The organism is Ideonella oryzae, assembly GCF_024055665.1.
In the GTDB taxonomy this organism is placed as follows: domain Bacteria; phylum Pseudomonadota; class Gammaproteobacteria; order Burkholderiales; family Burkholderiaceae_C; genus Ideonella; species Ideonella oryzae.
In genome coordinates this window covers 198,683-214,359 of sequence record NZ_JAMXMC010000009.1, presented here as the reverse complement: position 1 = coordinate 214,359, position 15,677 = coordinate 198,683, and the positions used below count along the sequence as shown (strand labels likewise).

Annotated in this window: 14 protein-coding genes; 8 read left to right on the top strand and 6 right to left on the bottom strand. The window is 69.9% G+C overall.

Annotated elements, in window-relative coordinates; all coding sequences use genetic code 11:
• The first annotated feature begins 23 nt into the window (after positions 1-23).
• Complete coding sequence (locus tag M0L44_RS16600) at positions 24-1,550, top strand: DUF389 domain-containing protein (protein ID WP_252770918.1); 1,527 nt, start codon at positions 24-26, stop codon at positions 1,548-1,550.
• Between the two features lie 221 nt (positions 1,551-1,771).
• Complete coding sequence (locus tag M0L44_RS16595) at positions 1,772-2,845, top strand: lactonase family protein (RefSeq protein ID WP_252770917.1); 1,074 nt, start codon at positions 1,772-1,774, stop codon at positions 2,843-2,845.
• Between the two features lie 140 nt (positions 2,846-2,985).
• On the opposite strand, the gene M0L44_RS16590 is transcribed toward M0L44_RS16595, so the two are convergent.
• From M0L44_RS16590 to M0L44_RS16580, 3 genes are all read right to left on the bottom strand, one after another.
• Positions 2,986-4,431, bottom strand: coding sequence for a sensor histidine kinase (locus M0L44_RS16590; RefSeq protein WP_252770916.1), 1,446 nt, complete (start codon positions 4,429-4,431; stop codon positions 2,986-2,988).
• Positions 4,431-5,150, bottom strand: a complete 720-nt coding sequence (locus M0L44_RS16585) for a winged helix-turn-helix domain-containing protein (protein ID WP_252770915.1) — start codon at positions 5,148-5,150, stop codon at positions 4,431-4,433. The genes M0L44_RS16590 and M0L44_RS16585 overlap by 1 nt, the downstream gene beginning before the upstream one ends.
• A gap of 130 nt (positions 5,151-5,280) precedes the next feature.
• Positions 5,281-5,814, bottom strand: coding sequence for an outer membrane beta-barrel protein (locus M0L44_RS16580; RefSeq protein ID WP_252770914.1), 534 nt, complete (start codon positions 5,812-5,814; stop codon positions 5,281-5,283).
• Between the two features lie 226 nt (positions 5,815-6,040).
• Here M0L44_RS16580 and M0L44_RS16575 point away from each other — a divergent pair, with 226 nt between their 5' ends.
• Both M0L44_RS16575 and M0L44_RS16570 read left to right on the top strand, forming a co-directional pair.
• Entirely contained in the window at positions 6,041-7,090 is a 1,050-nt protein-coding gene (locus M0L44_RS16575) for an extracellular catalytic domain type 1 short-chain-length polyhydroxyalkanoate depolymerase (RefSeq protein ID WP_252770913.1), read from the top strand.
• Between the two features lie 77 nt (positions 7,091-7,167).
• On the top strand, positions 7,168-8,634 hold the full coding sequence (locus M0L44_RS16570) for a M20/M25/M40 family metallo-hydrolase (protein WP_252770912.1): 1,467 nt from the start codon (positions 7,168-7,170) through the stop codon (positions 8,632-8,634).
• Between the two features lie 27 nt (positions 8,635-8,661).
• Here the strand turns inward: M0L44_RS16570 and M0L44_RS16565 are convergent, their stop codons facing one another.
• A complete protein-coding gene (locus M0L44_RS16565) occupies positions 8,662-9,723 on the bottom strand; it encodes an aminoglycoside phosphotransferase family protein (protein WP_435526438.1) in 1,062 nt (353 codons plus the stop codon).
• Between the two features lie 148 nt (positions 9,724-9,871).
• On the opposite strand from M0L44_RS16565, the gene M0L44_RS16560 reads away from it, so the two are divergent.
• Genes M0L44_RS16560 through M0L44_RS16545 form a run of 4 tightly spaced genes read left to right on the top strand, consistent with a single transcriptional unit; the run spans position 9,872 to position 14,635 of the window.
• A complete protein-coding gene (locus M0L44_RS16560; RefSeq protein WP_252770910.1) occupies positions 9,872-12,256 on the top strand; it encodes an LPS-assembly protein LptD in 2,385 nt (794 codons plus the stop codon).
• Entirely contained in the window at positions 12,253-13,602 is a 1,350-nt protein-coding gene (locus M0L44_RS16555; protein WP_252770909.1) for a peptidylprolyl isomerase, read from the top strand. Before M0L44_RS16560 ends, M0L44_RS16555 begins: the two co-directional genes overlap by 4 nt.
• Positions 13,599-14,375, top strand: a complete 777-nt coding sequence (gene rsmA / locus M0L44_RS16550; RefSeq protein WP_252770908.1) for a 16S rRNA (adenine(1518)-N(6)/adenine(1519)-N(6))-dimethyltransferase RsmA — start codon at positions 13,599-13,601, stop codon at positions 14,373-14,375. Before M0L44_RS16555 ends, rsmA begins: the two co-directional genes overlap by 4 nt.
• A 38-nt stretch (positions 14,376-14,413) precedes the next feature.
• Positions 14,414-14,635 carry a hypothetical protein gene (locus M0L44_RS16545; RefSeq protein WP_148289771.1) on the top strand — a complete coding sequence of 74 codons (222 nt, stop codon included), beginning with the start codon at positions 14,414-14,416 and terminating at the stop codon, positions 14,633-14,635.
• Here M0L44_RS16545 and M0L44_RS16540 read toward each other — a convergent pair.
• Together M0L44_RS16540 and M0L44_RS16535 are read right to left on the bottom strand one after the other, a co-directional pair.
• Positions 14,610-15,005, bottom strand: a complete 396-nt coding sequence (locus M0L44_RS16540; RefSeq protein WP_022980531.1) for a barstar family protein — start codon at positions 15,003-15,005, stop codon at positions 14,610-14,612. The two genes, M0L44_RS16545 and M0L44_RS16540, sit on opposite strands and share 26 nt — an antisense overlap.
• A gap of 51 nt (positions 15,006-15,056) precedes the next feature.
• Complete coding sequence (locus tag M0L44_RS16535; RefSeq protein ID WP_252770907.1) at positions 15,057-15,470, bottom strand: guanyl-specific ribonuclease; 414 nt, start codon at positions 15,468-15,470, stop codon at positions 15,057-15,059.
• Between the last annotated feature and the right edge of the window lie 207 nt (positions 15,471-15,677).

Here is a 15,677-nt window from a genome sequence, read left to right as displayed (position 1 = left end):
TCGATGTCCAGCACGGACGCACCATGACCCCCAGCCCGAACGACAGCCCCACGCCCCTCGACCCCGCGGCGGACAGCCCGATCCCGGCCCGCCCCCGCATCACCGCCGGCGAGCGCATGGGCCGCATGTTCTCGCTGCGGCGCGACGCCGACCTGGAGGGCGCGCTGGCCCAGGTGCGCCAGGACACCGAGTTCACCCCGGGCGCCACCTGGGCCCTGGTGTTCGCCATCCTCATTGCCTCGGTGGGCCTGAACGTCAATTCCACCGCGGTGATCATCGGCGCGATGCTGATCTCGCCGCTGATGGGCCCCATCGTGGCGGCGGGCTTTGGCCTGGCGATGCAGGACATCCCGCTGCTCAAGAGGGCCTTGCGCAACCTGCTGCTGGCCACCCTGGTGGCCTTGCTGGCCTCCACCCTGTACTTCCTGATCTCGCCGCTGGGCGAGGCCCAGTCCGAGCTGCTGGCCCGCACCCGGCCCACGCTGTACGACGTGCTGATTGCCCTGTTCGGCGGCGGCGCGGGCGCGGTCGCCGCCACCCGGCGCAGCTTCAAGGGCCAGGTGGTGCCCGGCGTGTCCATCGCCACGGCCCTGATGCCGCCGCTGTGCACGGCCGGCTACGGCCTGTCGCACGGCAACTGGGACTACCTGCTGGGCGCGCTGCACCTGTTCCTCATCAACGCGCTGTTCATCGGCCTGGCCACGCTGGGCATGGTGCGGCTGATGCGCTTTCGGCCGGTGCATCACCTGGACCGCAGTCAGCTGTGGCGAGTGCGGGCGGTGATCGGGGGGCTGGCACTGGCGGTGGCCGTGCCCAGCATCTACACCGGCTGGGTGGTGGTGAAGGAGGCTCGCTTCGAGGGCGCGGCCCGCCGCTTCCTGGCCGACAACCTGAAGCTGCCAGGGCGGGTGCTGGCCCAGGTCGAGACGCACTACGACCCGGCCCATCCGGTGATCCGCGTCTCGCTGCTCGGCCCGCGTCTGTCGGAGGAACTGCAGCAAACCATCGTGGCCCGGCTGCCGGCCTACGGCCTGTCGGGCGTCACGCTGGACCTGCAGCAGGTGGGGGGCGACACGCCCAATGTGGAGCAGCTCAGCCGGCTGGCCCGGCAGGGGATGGTCGAGGAGCTGCTGCAGCGCGACCAGGCGGCGCTGGCCGCACGGGACGCGCGCATTGCCCAACTGGAGGCCGAGGCGCAGTCCCTGCGCGCCGTGCAGCAGCAGTTGCCCGCGCTGGCGGGCGAGCTGGCGGCGCTGACGCCCGGGCTGAAGTCCCTGGCGGTGGGGCCAGAGCTGGTGCTGGCGCCCGCGCCAGAGCCCGCTTCCGCTGCTTCGGCCGCCACGCCGGTTGTCCAGGCCCTGGGCCTGCTGGTCACCGCCAGCTGGGCCACGTTGCCCGATGCCGATGAGCGGGCCCGGCTGCAGCGGTTCCTGGCGCTGCGGCTGGCGTCGCCAGGGGTGCGGGTGGTGCATCTGGCCACACCGCCCGCGGCGTCGGAGTCCGCCAGGCCCGTCAAACCCGCCAAGTCCAAAGTGCAGCACCGGTCCTGATGCGGGGTCGACGTTCCCCCGACGCAGCCCGGGGCGACGTCGGGTGGGCGCAATGCTCACGATTCCTTGAACTTTCCGAGAGGATTTCGTGAGCGGTCGCTGCCCACACTGAGCTGTCCTCTCGGCATGCCGGCCTATCCGCCGGCGGTGTGTCGATCCCCAGGGAGGGGTCCGGCCAGACCAGGCGGGCCCGGAGGCATCCTCAACCTCTTGGAGCGTCCATGACCAATCGTCGTACCTTTCTGGCCACCGCTGCGCTGAGCGCCAGCGCCCTGCCAGGTCTTGCCTCCGCGGCCGCCGGGCCCGCTTCCCCCATCGCACGCCGTTCGGCAGGCAACGTCTATGTGATGAGCAACAACGCCAGTGCCAACGAGATTCTGGTGTTCGCGCGCAAGGCCGACGGCGCGCTGAGCTACCAGGGCCGGGTGGCCACGGGGGGGTTGGGCTACACCGCCACCGCCCCCATCGACCCCCTGGCCTCGCAAGGCGCGCTGCAGCTCAGCGCCGACGGGTCCTTCCTCTTCGCCGTCAATGCCGGCAGCAACCAGGTCAGCAGCTTCCGGCTGGACGCGGCGGGCTGGCCTGTGCCCGTGTCCCTGCTGGACAGCGGAGGCGTGTTCCCGGCCAGCCTGGCTCTGTTCGGCCCCTGGCTTTATGTGCTCAACAAGGGCTCCACCGGCAGCATTCAGGGCTTCGAGATCGGCGCCGGAGGGCGGCTCAAGCCGCTGTCCGGCAGCAACCGGGGTCTGGGGCTCACCCCCACCGACCCCTTCGCCCATGTCCCGGCCCCGGAGCAGATCGGTTTCGACGCCACCGGCCGGCAGTTGCTCATCACCTGGGGCGGCGCGCGCCAGTTCCTCAGCTTTGCCATCGACGCCCAGGGGCAGCCCTCGGCTGAGCCGGTGCACAACAACGCGCTGGAAGGCCTGCCTTTCTCCTTTGTCCTGTCCCGCAAGGGCCAGGCGCTGGTGACCGATGCGGCGGGGGGCCTGGGCTCCTACCAGGTCGGGGGCGACACCGGACTGTGGACGTCCATCTCTCCGCCGGTGCCCAACTTCCAGGCGGCGACCTGCTGGGTGGCGTTCGATGGCGATGCCACGGCCTACACCGCCAACACCGGCTCCGGCACGTTGAGCGCCTACCGTGTGGCCCCCAACGGCACCGTGGCGCTGGCCGACAGCAGCGGCGTGGCCCTCTGGCGCTGGGCAGCGGCGCCGCGCCGACCGACATGGCCTTCCTGTCGGCGTCGGGTGGGCGCCTGCTGTATGTGCTGGACGGGGGGCTGGGGCGCGTGAGCGTGCTGCGCGCCTCGCCGGCGACCGCGGCACTGTCCGTGATCGGGCACTATGGCAGCGGCGTGGTGCCTGTGCAGGCTGGCGTGCAGGGCATCGCGGTGCGCTGATCCAGTGGGCGCGGGAGCCGCGACTCCCGCGCGTCAATGGGCCGCCGTCAAGGCGAAGCGGAACACAGCCCCCCGCTGCGGCAGACGCTCCAGCTCGATGTCGCTGTTGTGCAGCTGCAGGATGCGCCGCACGATGAGCAGCCCCAGCCCGCCCGCGGCGCCGCGCCGACTGGGACTGGGATGGGGCTGGCCCGCCAAGGACAGGCGCACCGGCTCGGGCAGGCCCGGGCCGTTGTCGCTGACCCGCACGGCGACGCCCTCGTCGCTGCGCCAGATCTGCACCTCGATCAGGCCGCCTTCCGGCGTGTGGCGGATGGCGTTGTCCAGCAGGTTGGTCAAGGCGCGCTCGATCAAACCCAGGTCGGCCAGCACCAGGGGCACATCGGGGGCCAGCACGGCGTGCAGCCGCTGGCCCCGGGCCCGGGCGGCCAGCTCGAACTTCTGAAAGATGTCCTGCACCAACTCGGGCAGCGAGAAGGGTTCGCGCTGCGGTTGGACGTCGCCGTGTTCCAGCCGCGCCAGCTCGAACAGCTCCTGGGCCAGCCGGCCCACCCGTTCGCTCTGACCCAGCGCGATGTCCAGATAGCGGCGTGCCTCCTCCTTGGACAGCGTGCCGGACTTCAGCCGCAAGGTCTCCAGATAGCCATGCAGGGAGGTCAGCGGTGTGCGCAGATCGTGCGAGAGATTGGCCACCAGCTCGCGCCGCTGCCGGTCCTGGGCCTGCAGGGCGCACCACTGCTGGTCGATGCGCGCGGTCATCTGGTCAAAGGCCAGGCGCAGCGCGGAGATCTCGTCGCCATCGCCGGGTGGCGGGCGCTGGACCTGCCCGGCCTGGTAGCGCTGCACCTCGGCTGTGAGGGCCCGCAGGGGCCGGGTGACCCAATGAAAGGCCAGCAGGCCGGCCACCAACCCGCAGCCCGCCACCAGCAGCACGGCCCGCCAGGTCATGGTCTGCAGGGTGTGGGCCTCGCCCTGCTGGGCCAGCGCCTGCTGCGCTTCGCCCAGCAGCACCACATAGAGGTAGCCGGCCAGCTGTCCGTCGCGCTCCAGCGGAGCGGCGCTGAACACCTGCGTCCCGCTGACACTGCGCGGATCGTCACCCAGGATCGGGAGCTCGTCGCCCGCCAGCAGGTGGTGCACTGGTGCCATGTCCACCTGGGTGCGCTTCAGATGACCCGGCGGGGCGGCCTGGGCCAGGATCCGGCCCTGCGGCGTCAGCAGGTACACCTCCACGCTCGGGTTCACGTCCATCAGCTTGGAGAACAGCGTCTCCAGGGTCCGGGGAGTCAGCCCCTCGGCCTCCAGCAGGCCGGTGTGCTGGGCGATGTGGGCCGCCAGGCCAAGCGACAGCGACTGGACCATGCGCTGCTCGTCGTGGGCCCGTGTGAGACGCTGCAACCACACCGCACTGGCGCAGCAGGACAGCAGCAGCAGGGCGAACACCGCCGTCAGGCGGTGGGACAGGGACAGCCGCTTCATCATGCGGCCGCCGTGGCAGGGGCGTTGGCGGCGAACTTGTAGCCGTGGCCCCAGACGGTCAGGATGCGGCGGGGCTGGGTCGGGTCCGGCTCCACCTTGGCGCGCAGGCGGTTGATGTGCGTGTTGACGGTGTGCTCGTAGCCGTCGTGCTGATAGCCCCAGACCTGGTTGAGCAACTGCAGGCGGGTGAACACCTGGCCCGGGTGGCGGGCGAAGAAGAACAGCAGGTCGAATTCGCGCGGGGTCAGCGTGAGCGGGCGCCCGTCCACCTGGGCTTCCCGGGCGATGGGGTCGAGGTCCAGGCCGGCCACGGTCAGCACGCCGGATTCGAGGCGCGCGTGGCGGGACAGCGCGTCCGTGCGGCGCCAGAGCGCCCGCACGCGGGCCACCAGTTCCAACACGGAGAAGGGCTTGGCCAGATAGTCGTCGGCCCCCAGTTCCAGGCCCAGGATGCGGTGGGCCTCGCTGGACCGTGCGCTGGTGATGACGATGGGGGTGTAGCGGGCCATGGCGCGGGTGCGGCGGCAGATCTCCAGGCCGTCGACGCCGGGCAGCATCAGGTCCAGCACCACGGCATCCCAGGAGGCCCGCTCGATCAGCTGCAGGGCCGTCAGGCCGTCGGCCGCGTGTTCAACCACCTCCGCTTCATCGCGCAGGTGCAGCTTCATCAGCTCGGCAATGTGGACATCGTCTTCGACGATCAACACGCGTCTGACCATGGGGACACCTCGGCTCGGCTGCCATGAAAGCCGAGATTGTCCAGCGCAGCGACGGGCCGAGGTATCACAAATCCTTGAACTTCAGGCGGGTGGCCCCCTGTGCAGGGGATGCTCGCCCGCCCAGCAGTCCTCAGAAGCCGTACTTCACGCCCACGCTGTACTGGTCGTTGACGGTGGTGGTGCCGAAGGTGTTGAAGCGGTAGCGCGTCACCTCGGCGCGCAAGGCCACGTTGCGGCTCAGGTCGTACTGCAGGCCGCCGCCGAAGTTCAGCCCCCCGCCGTTGTCGCTGCCGGCATCGGTCATGATGGACGCGCGGTCGTAGCCGGCGCGGCCCAGCAGCGAGAAGTTGCTCGCGCCGATGGGCAGCGTGCCCACCACGTCGAGGTAGCCGCCGTGGCCCTTGACCTCGCCGAGGTCGCTGCTCTGGTGGCCCAGGGTCATGTAGCCCAGTTCCAGCGCCACGTTGGGGCTCAGCGAGTAGCCTCCGTACACATTGACGGCGGCGTTGTGGTCGTTGCCGGCCAGGCCGTTGACGGGCGAGCGCCAGTCGGGCGAGGCCACGCTGCCGCCGACGTACAGGCCTTCGGCATGGGCACCAACGCTGCCCAGGGCGGCCGCGGCCAGCAGGGCGGCAGAGACGGTGTGGCGGATCGAGACGGTCATGGTTCTTCCTTTCGAAGTCACAGCGCGGGTGATGCGCTTGAGCCCATGCTCGGTCGGCTGTGCAAGGCGGGGTTTTCCCGCGCTTCACCCATTGCAAAGTCCGGCAATGGAAGGCAAACGCGGCGTTGTCTGAGGAACTTTTCCGGGCGCGCTAGGATCGCCCCATTGCTTGCGGCGCCCGTCCGGGCCGCGTCCTGTCCGACGTTGACCGTTCCCGGAGACCGCAATGCCATTCGTTGCCCGTCGTCTCGGTGTCCTGTGCCTGCTGCTGATCCTGCTCACCGGCGCCACGGTGGCGCTGGCCCAGGACGCTGGCCAGGGCGGCACGCTGCGCCAGCGCCTGATCGAGCGCTGGCTGGAACGCAAGGCCGCACGCGACGAGGCCCAGCTGCCGCCGGCCGAAACCGCCAACGGGCAGGCCATCACCACGCCGGGCAACCACCGGTTCACGCTGACCGTCGGCGGGCGCCCGCGCAGCTACCTGCTGCACGTGCCGCGTGCGGTGCAGGCGGGGCGGCCCCTGCCACTGTGGGTGGCCCTGCACGGCGGCGGCGGCAGCGCCCGCATGATGGCCGACGATGGCAACTACGGCCTGGTCAGCGCCTCGGAGCAGCACGGCTTCGTGGTGGTCTTTCCCAACGGCATCAGCAAGATCTCCAGCGGGGCGCTGGCCACCTGGAACGCCGGCCGCTGCTGCGGGGCGGCACGCGACGAGGGCGTGGACGACGTGGGCTTCATCCGCACCGTGGTGGGCCAGGTGCAGGGCATGCTGCCGATCGACCGCCAGCGCATCTACGCCACCGGCATGTCCAACGGCGGCATGATGGCCCAGCGCCTGGCCTGCGAGGCGGCCGACGTGTTCCGCGCCATCACCTCGGTGGCCGGCACCGACAACACCACGGCCTGTTCACCGTCGCGGCCGATCGCCGTGCTGCACATCCACGCCAAGGACGACCCGCATGTGCTGTTCAACGGCGGGGCCGGGGGCTTCCGTGACGAGTCCAAGGTGACCGACTTCACCTCGGTGCCGGAGACGATCCGCCGCTGGGTTGGCCGCGACCGCTGCAGCGCCACGCCGCGCAATGTGCTGTCCCGCGCCGGCGCCAACTGCGAGCGCTACACCGGCTGCGCCGGCGGCGCGCAGGTGCAGCTGTGCGTGACCGACACCGGCGGTCATTCCTGGCCGGGCACGACCAAGAGCGCGCCGGGCAAGGAGGGGCCGTCGCAGGCGATCCGCGCCAACGACGTGATCTGGGACTTCTTCCAGGGGCTGTGAGCCCGCATGGCAAGGGGGCGGAGGGCGGCGCACAATCATCCTCTTGACCCTTTTTCTTCTCCCGGAGCCTTCCCACCATGAACGCCCCCGACAAGCTGCCCGGCCTCGATTCGGCACAACTGGATCGTGACGTCACCGCAGCCTGGAACGAGCGCATCGTTCCCCAGTTGTCCGACTACATCGCTGTCCCGGCCAAGAGCCCGATGTTCGACCCGCAGTGGCGCGAGCACGGCCTGATCGACCGGGTGGTGCGCGACGCCGCCCAGTGGGTGGAAGGCCGCAAGGTGCCCGGCCTGAGCCTGGAGGTGGTGCGCGAGGGCGACCGCACGCCGGTGATCTTCTTCGAGCTGCCGGCCACCAAGCCGGACAGCACCCAGACCGTGCTGGTCTACGGCCACCTGGACAAGCAGCCCGAGTTCAACGGCTGGCGTGCCGACCTGGGGCCCTGGACCCCCAAACTGGAGAACGGCAAGCTCTACGGCCGCGGCGGTGCCGACGATGGCTACGCCATCTATGCCGCCATCAGCGCCATCGAGGCCCTGAAGGCCCAAAACGTGGCCCACCCGCGCATCGTCGGCCTGATCGAGACCTGCGAGGAATCCGGCTCCGGCGATCTGCCCTTCTACCTCGACAAGCTCAAGGCCCGCCTGGGCGACGTGAGCCTGGTGGTCTGCCTGGATTCGGGCGCCGGCAACTACGACCAGCTCTGGCTGACCACCAGCCTGCGCGGCAACATCACCGGCGCGCTCAAGGTCGAGATCCTCACCGAGGGCGTGCACTCGGGCGATGCCAGCGGCCTGGTGCCCTCGAGCTTCCGCATCCTGCGCCAGGTGCTGGACCGGCTGGAAGACTCCAAGACTGGCACCCTGCTGCCGGCGGTCTTCCACTGCGACATCCCGGCGGCGCGCCGGGCCCAGGCCGAGGCGGCCGCCGCCATCCTGGGTGATGCGGCCTGGAAGACCTTCCCCTGGGCCTGCGGTGCCGACGGTGGCCTGACCCTGCCCACCACCACGGACGCCACCGAGGCCCTGCTCAACCGCACCTGGCGGCCCACGCTGTCGGTCACCGGGGTGGACGGCATGCCGGCCCTGGCCAGCGCCGGCAATGTGCTGCGGCCCTACACCGCCTTCAAGCTCAGCCTGCGCCTGCCGCCGTTGGTGGAAGGCCACGAGGCCGCGGTGCAGCTCAAGGCCCTGCTGGAGGACAACGCGCCCTACAACGCCAAGGTCACCTTCGAGCCCGATGGCCGGGTGGGGAACTGGGGCGCCAGCGGCTGGAACGCGCCGGAGCTGGCGCCCTGGCTGGAAACCGCGATGGACCGGGCTTCGCGCAGCCACTTCGGCGCCCCGCTGGGCTACATCGGCCAGGGCGGCACCATTCCGCTGATGAACCTGCTGCAGCAGGGCTTCCCGAAGGCGCAGATGATGGTCTGCGGCGTGCTGGGGCCCAAGAGCAACGCCCACGGCCCCAACGAGTTCCTGCACATCGGCTATGGCACCCGGCTGACCGCCGCGGTGGCCGAGGTGATCGCCGCCCATCCCTGAGCGGGGGGACGGGCGCCGCCGCCGCCTTCAGCGCAGGCTGAAGGCGGTGGTGGTCAGCGGGCCGGTCAGGGTCTCGACCAGCGGGATCAGCGGCTTGAGTTCGACATAGCGGTTGGCCACCCGCACCACGTAGTGGAAGAAGCGCGGCAGGTCCGCGCTGTACTTGGGCTTGCCGTCGCGGTGCTTGAGGCGGCAGAAGATGCCCAGCACCTTCAGGTGGCGCTGCAGGCCCATCCATTCCAGCTGGCGCCAGAACTCGCCGAAGTCGGCATCCACCGGCAGACCGGCCTTGCGGGCGGCCTCCCAGTAGCGCACCGCCCAGTCCAGCTCGCGCTCCTCGTCCCACGAGAGAAAAGCGTCGCGCAGCAGCGAGGCCACGTCGTAGCTGATCGGGCCGCGCACCGCGTCCTGGAAGTCCAGGATGCCGGGGTTGGGCTCGGTCACCATCAGGTTGCGTGGCATCCAGTCGCGGTGCACGGCCACCATGGGCTGGGCCAGCGCGCTGGCCACCAGTCGGTCGCAGAGTTGCTGCCAGCGGGCCTGCTGCTCGGCCGTCCAGCTCACGCCGGATTCGCGTTGCACGCACCACTCCGGGAACAGGGCCAGCTCGCGGCGCAGCAGCGCGTCGTCGTAGGGCGGCAGGCTGCTGGCGTCCACCTTGACCTGCCATTGCACCAGGGCGGCCACGGCCTCGCGCATCAGGCGCTCCGCCTGGGCGCCGCCCTCGGCCTGCACCGCGTCCAGGTAGAGGGTGCTGCCCAGGTCGGTCAGCAGCAGGAAGCCCTGCTCGGCATCGGCTTCGAGGATCTCCGGGCCGTGCAGGCCGGCAGCCTGGATCAGGCCGGCCACGTGCAGGAAGGGCCGCACGTTCTCCTGGGGCGGCGGGGCGTCCATGACGATGCGCGGGCCCTGGGCCGACTGGATGCGGAAATAGCGGCGAAAGCTCGCGTCGGCCGAGGCCGGGGCCAGGGTCTCGGGCTGCAGGCCGTGGCGGGCCACCAGGGGCGTCAACCAGGCCTGGAAGGCGGCTTCGCGGGCCGGATCGGCCCAGGCAATGGCAGAAGAGGAGGGGGCGTTGGAGACAGGCATGGGCACCGTGCCCGCCGCCGGGCCGGCCAGGGCGGGCCTCATGGATAATCCCCGGATTCTAATGACGCCCTCCAGGGGCGGGGCCCGGGGTGCAGCCTGCTGCTGCCTCGGTCACCGGCCTGTGCCGGGGCGGCCGCGAGTCCGCGAATTGCGCCAGTCCCCTTCATCCTCTTCCCACCCGCGCCGTCCCTTGCTGCGCCGCCTGTCCCTGCACCTGGCGGCAGCGGGCCTGCTGGGCGGCGGGGTGCTGGCCGGCCTGCCCGGCTGGGCCCAGTCTGGCGCGGCCATCCCGGTGCCGCCCACACCGGCCCCGGATCCGGCCGCCAGCGCCCCCTTCGGCGCCCTGACGGCCAATGACTCGCCCACCGGCCCGGCCCAGCTCAGCGCGCGACAGGTGACCAGCGTGCTCGATGGCGAGAGCGTGGCCGATGGCGAGGTCGAGCTGCGCCGGGGCGGCCTGCAGCTCACGGCCGACCATCTGCGCTACCTGCAGCCCAGCCAGCTGGCCATTGCCCAGGGCCATGTCCAGATGCGCAACCAGGGCGACCGCTACACCGGCACCGCCGCGCAGGTGCATCTGGACACCAATGCCGGCACGGTCACCGAGCCGACCTTTTTCTTCGGCAAGACCCAGGCCGGTGGACAGGCTTCGCGCATCGATTTCGACAGCCCGCAGCGCCTGCACGCCTACGACGCCAGCTACAGCAGCTGCAAGCCCGAGGATGGCTCCGAGCCCGACTGGGTGCTGCGCATGGACCAGCTGGACCTCGACTTTGACCAGAACGAGGGCCGGGCCCAGGGCGCGGTGCTGCATTTCCTGGGCGTGCCCATCCTGGCGGCGCCGGTGATGACCTTTCCGGCCACGTCCGAGGCCAAGACCGGTCTGCTGCCGCCCACGATCAGCATCGACTCGCGCGGCGGTTTCGGCATTGCCCAGCCCTATTACTGGCGGCTGGCGCCCAACTACGACCTGACCCTCGGCCCCATCCTGTCCACCCGCCGGGACACGGCGCTGCAGGGCGAGTTCCGCTACCTGCTCGGGGCCAACGACGAGGGCACCGTCGCGGGCCACTACCTGCCCTACGACCGCACGACCGGCCACCAGCGCTACTCGGTCGAGGCCGAGCACTACACCGATGCGGGCGACGGTCTGCACTACGAGTGGTCCTACCAGGATGCCTCGGACGACCGCTACTGGAAGGACTTCTCCGGCATGCTGCCGAGCCTGACGCCGCGCCTGCTGTCGCAGTCGGCCAGGGCGTCCAAGCAGTGGCAGCTCGACCAGGGCGATGTCACGCTGTACGCCGGGGTGCAGGGTTGGCGCACGCTGCAGGACGTGGACAACCCCATCACCGTGCCCTATGAGCGCGCGCCCCAGCTGGGCGTGCGGCTGAACCTGGGCCTGACCCAGGGGCTGGACTTTTCGCTGGAGACCGAGGCCAACCGCTTCGTGCTGGCGGATCGCTCGGCCGGCGACGACCGCGCTGAAGGCAGCCGGGTGCATGCCATCGCCACCCTGTCCCGCCGCTTCGACAGCGGTTGGGGCTGGCTCACGCCCAAGCTCTCGCTCAACAGCGCGAGCTACTCGACGGACCAGCCGATGCTGGATGGGCGGCAGCACGCCAGCCGCAGCATCCCGACGCTGAGCCTGGACAGTGGCCTGCGCTTCGAGCGCGACGTCTCGTGGTTCGGCTCGGGCCTGTCGCAGACCCTGGAGCCGCGCCTGCACTACGTGCTCACGCCCTACCGCGACCAGTCCCTGCTGCCCACCTTCGACACCGCGGCCAGCGATTTCAACTCGATGTCCATCTACCAGGACAACGAGTTCACCGGCGTGGACCGGGTCAGCGATGAACACCAGGTGACCCTGGGCGCCACCACCCGCTTCATCGACGACCAGTCGGGCATCGAGCGCCTGCGCTTTGGCGCGGCGCAGCGCTTCCAGTTCCGTGATCAGCGGCTCACGTCCAGCGGCACGCCCAGCACCAAGCGGGCTTCGGACCTGCTGCTGTTCGCCTCCGGCCAACTGACCCCGGCCTGGAGCATGGACACCCTGCTGCAGTACAACTCCGACATCCACAGTTCCGAGCGGACCATTCTCTCGACCCGTTACAACCCGGGGCCGTTCCAGACGATTTCCGGCACCTACCGCTACGCCCGTGGCAGCAGCGAGCAGTTCGAGCTGGGCTTCCAATGGCCGCTCTACCGCGGTGGGGGCACCGGCCAGTCCGGCAGCTGCCACGGCACCCTCTACGGTGTCGGGCGGGTCAACTACAGCATGAAGGACCAGAAGGTCACCGATTCGGTGGCCGGCATCGAGTACGACGCCGGCTGCTGGATCCTGCGCGTGGTCAACAAGCGCCAGTCCACCGGTCAGAGCGAGACCACCCAGCGCTGGATGATCCAGCTGGAGCTGACCGGCCTGTCCAGCCTGGGCACCAACCCGCTGCAGGTCCTGAAGGACAATATCCCCGGCTACCAGCTGCTGCGTGATGCCAAGAGCGGCGCGCAGCCCACTTCCGAGACTCCATGATCGCATCTTCCCGACCCGTCTTTCGCGTGCTGGCCCTGACGGCCGTCCTGGTCCTTCCCCATGCTGGCGCGCTGGCCCAGGCTGTTGCGGCCAAGGCGGCTTCGGCAGCCGCGGCGGCGCCGGCCACAGCGGACTACATCGTGGCGGTGGTCAACAACGAGCTGGTCACCGAGATCGAGGTGCAGCAGCGCATGGGGCAGCTGGCCGGCGAGGCCCAGCGCAACCAGGCGCCCGTGCCCGACGAGAAGACCCTGCGCCAGCAGGCCATCGACGGGCTGATCAACGAGCGTCTGCAGACCACTGCTGCACGCGACAGCGGCATGACGGTGGACGACGCCGAGCTCCAGCGCGCGGTCGAGAACGTGGCTTCGATGAACCGCCTGACGGTGGCGCAGCTGCGCGAGCAGCTCAAGCGCGACGGCATGGACTTCTTCACCTTCCGCAACAACCTGCGTGACCAGATCCTGGCCCAGCGCATCCGCGACCGGGAGGTGCAGAGCCGCATCAAGGTCAGCGACGGCGAGATCGAGGACTACCTGAGCACCCAGCGTGCCAGCCAGTCCCAACGCATCGAGCTCAACATCGCCCAGATCCTGGTGACCGTGCCCGACGGGGCCAGCGACGAGGTGGTGGCGCAAAAGCGCGCCCGCATCGAGCAGGCCCAGGCCCGGCTCAAGGCCGGTGAGCCTTTTGCGGTGGTGGCCAAGGACATGTCCGAGGATGCCAACCGGGATCGCGGGGGCGAAATCGGCGGGCGGCCGATGGATCGCCTGCCCGACCTGTTCGTCAACGCCGTGCGCTTCCTGCCGGTCGGTGGCGTGACGCCCCAGCCTGTGCGCAGCGGGGCCGGCTTCCACCTGCTCAAGCTGCTTTCGCGCGCCGAGTCCAATCCCGGCGAGGCGACCCAGACGCGGGCCCGCCACATCCTGCTGCGCCCCTCGGCCCAGCTGTCGGTGGACGAAGCCCGGCTGCGTCTGTCCGAGTTCCGCAGCCAGATCCTGGCGGGCAAGGCCCGCTTCGAGGACCTGGCCCGCCAGTATTCCGAGGACGGCTCGGCTGCCCGCGGCGGTGACCTGGGCTGGACCAGCCCGGGCTCGCTGGTGCCGGAGTTTGAAACCGCGATGAACGCACTGTCCAAGGGCGGCATCTCCCAGCCCATCGTCTCCCGCTACGGCGTGCACCTGATCCAGGTGCTGGACCGCCGGGACGTCAAGGTCAGCCCCGAACAGTTGCGCGACCAGGCCAAGGGCGTGCTGAGCGAGCGCAAGTACGCTGCTGCCTACAGCGACTGGCTCGAGGAGCTGCGCAGCCGCGCGTTCATCGAGATGCGCGAGCCGCCGCTGTGAGCGCCGGCACCAGGCACCACGCGCGCAAGCGTTTCGGTCAGCACTTCCTGACCGACACCGCGCTGATCGACGACATCGTCCGGGCCATCGACCCGAGGCCGGGTCAGCCGCTGGTTGAGATCGGCCCTGGCTTGGGGGCCCTGACCCTGCCGGTGCTGGCCCGTTGCGAGCATCTGACCGTCATCGAACTGGACCGCGACCTGGCGGCCCGCCTGCGCAAGCGCGGTGACGTGGACGTGGTCGAGGCGGACGTGCTGACGGTGGACTTCGGTGCGCTGGCTGAACGCCTGGGCGGCGCGCCGCGCGTGATCGGCAACCTGCCCTACAACATCTCCAGCCCCATCCTCTTTCACCTGCTGCCCTGGGCCGACCGGGTGGAAGACCAGCACTTCATGCTGCAGAAGGAGGTGGTGGACCGCATGGCCGCCACGCCGGGCCACAAGGCCTATGGCCGCCTGTCGGTGATGCTGCAGTGGCGCTACCACATCGAGTCGCTGCTCGATGTGCCGCCCGAAGCCTTCGACCCGCCACCGCGGGTGGATTCGGCCGTGGTGCGCATGGTGCCCTGGCCGCAACCTGTGGCACTGGACCTGGGGCGTTTCGAGCAGATGGTGCAGGTGGCCTTCTCGCAGCGGCGCAAGCTGCTGCGGCACTCGCTGGGCCGCTGGCTCGACGAGCAGGGCTTTGCCGGCAGCTTCGACCTGCAGCGCCGTGCCGAGGAAGTGCCGGTGGCGGAGTACGTCGCCCTGGCGCAGGTTCTGCCCACCGCCTGAGGGCGCACCAAGACAAACGGCCCGCCGAGGCGGGCCGTGTGCAAGGCGGCAAAGAGCGCGTCGCCGGCCGTCAGGCCGCGTCGCGCCACATCGCGGTGTCGAAGGCGCTGCACATCATCGGCATGTTCATGCCGAAGTTGGGGTTTGCGCCTGCCTTGGTGCTGGCCTTGGTGGCCGGCTTCGTGGGGGCCGTTTCAGCAGCCCGCTCCCATGACCCGTTTTCTTGGGAGCGGGCTACTGAAAAGAATAGAAGCATCTGAACGGGACCTTGCGGTCCGCCCAGAAGTCCGCGGCATCCCGGAACACGTCCAGCAACTGCTCGCGCGACTCGCGGTCGAACTTGCTGTTGTCGGGAATGTGCTCCAGCACCACCACAAAGCCCGGCTGGGCCCCCGACTTGTTGACCAGGTCGGTCATGCAGTCGTAGAGCGCGTCCAGGTTCTTGCCGAAGTGCTGGGGGAACAGGAACGAGGTCGCGATGGTCTCCAGCACGTCCTGCTTGGACTGGGCATCGGTCAGATTGGCGAACAGAAAGTGCTGGCCCGATTCCTGGGCCGCGCGCATCAGGTCGTCGACCCGATAGGCGCGTATCGCCTGCACGATGTTGGGACGGACTGACTGCAGCAGCATGGTCGCGTTCCTCCTGTGGTCAAAAAAGTTCAGGCCCTCTTGCTTCGCGGCTCAGGGCAGCACGCGACGAAAGCTGGCGTAATGGTCATCTGTATAAAAACAGGCGTCGGGGTTCCGTGGTTGACGTCCTCCGCACACCAGACGCCTTGCACCGCGGTCCCGTGCACCTGGTGTGGGCACGGTGTACTCGTGGTAGTAGCCTCGGGTCTGGCGGGGCAGCAGGCGTTCGCGGTTGCCGAACACGATGCCGTCCTTCTCGTAGGGAAAGGGGCCGCCTGAGCGCACCAGACGCTCGGTGGCCTGCGCCTGGGGCGGCAGGTCGGCCAGCGCCACGGTGGGCAGTGTGGTGCTGGCCGCCTGGCTGGATTCGCGGGCCCAGGCGGGGGAGCCCGCCAGCGCCAGGCCCGACAGGGCTGGCAGAGCCACGACCCAGGCCAGTACGGCACCGGTCGCCAGGGTGGTCATCGTGCGCTTTGCACGTTGTGCACGGTGCCCGGCAGACATGACCAGCCCCTTCACGCCGAAGGACTGCCCCACCGAGACCGGACCGGACGAAACCACGGGTTTACCCAGAAAGCCTAAACCGTCATCCTAGCCGATTGGCGGAAATACCACAAGTCCACTGCACGCTTTTCGTGCAGTGGAGGGTTTTGTGAGTATGGGCTCGCTTTT

What these genes read in the sequence shown, in the direction of transcription:
- M0L44_RS16600 (WP_252770918.1), top strand. Translation starts at nt 24, where the DNA reads ATGACCCCCAGCCCGAACGACAGCCCCACGCCCCTCGACCCCGCGGCG.
- M0L44_RS16595 (WP_252770917.1), top strand. Translation starts at nt 1,772, where the DNA reads ATGACCAATCGTCGTACCTTTCTGGCCACCGCTGCGCTGAGCGCCAGC.
- M0L44_RS16590 (WP_252770916.1), bottom strand. Translation starts at nt 4,431, where the DNA reads ATGAAGCGGCTGTCCCTGTCCCACCGCCTGACGGCGGTGTTCGCCCTG.
- M0L44_RS16585 (WP_252770915.1), bottom strand. Translation starts at nt 5,150, where the DNA reads ATGGTCAGACGCGTGTTGATCGTCGAAGACGATGTCCACATTGCCGAG.
- M0L44_RS16580 (WP_252770914.1), bottom strand. Translation starts at nt 5,814, where the DNA reads ATGACCGTCTCGATCCGCCACACCGTCTCTGCCGCCCTGCTGGCCGCG.
- M0L44_RS16575 (WP_252770913.1), top strand. Translation starts at nt 6,041, where the DNA reads ATGCCATTCGTTGCCCGTCGTCTCGGTGTCCTGTGCCTGCTGCTGATC.
- M0L44_RS16570 (WP_252770912.1), top strand. Translation starts at nt 7,168, where the DNA reads ATGAACGCCCCCGACAAGCTGCCCGGCCTCGATTCGGCACAACTGGAT.
- M0L44_RS16565 (WP_435526438.1), bottom strand. Translation starts at nt 9,723, where the DNA reads ATGCCTGTCTCCAACGCCCCCTCCTCTTCTGCCATTGCCTGGGCCGAT.
- M0L44_RS16555 (WP_252770909.1), top strand. Translation starts at nt 12,253, where the DNA reads ATGATCGCATCTTCCCGACCCGTCTTTCGCGTGCTGGCCCTGACGGCC.
- M0L44_RS16540 (WP_022980531.1), bottom strand. Translation starts at nt 15,005, where the DNA reads ATGCTGCTGCAGTCAGTCCGTCCCAACATCGTGCAGGCGATACGCGCC.
- M0L44_RS16535 (WP_252770907.1), bottom strand. Translation starts at nt 15,470, where the DNA reads ATGACCACCCTGGCGACCGGTGCCGTACTGGCCTGGGTCGTGGCTCTG.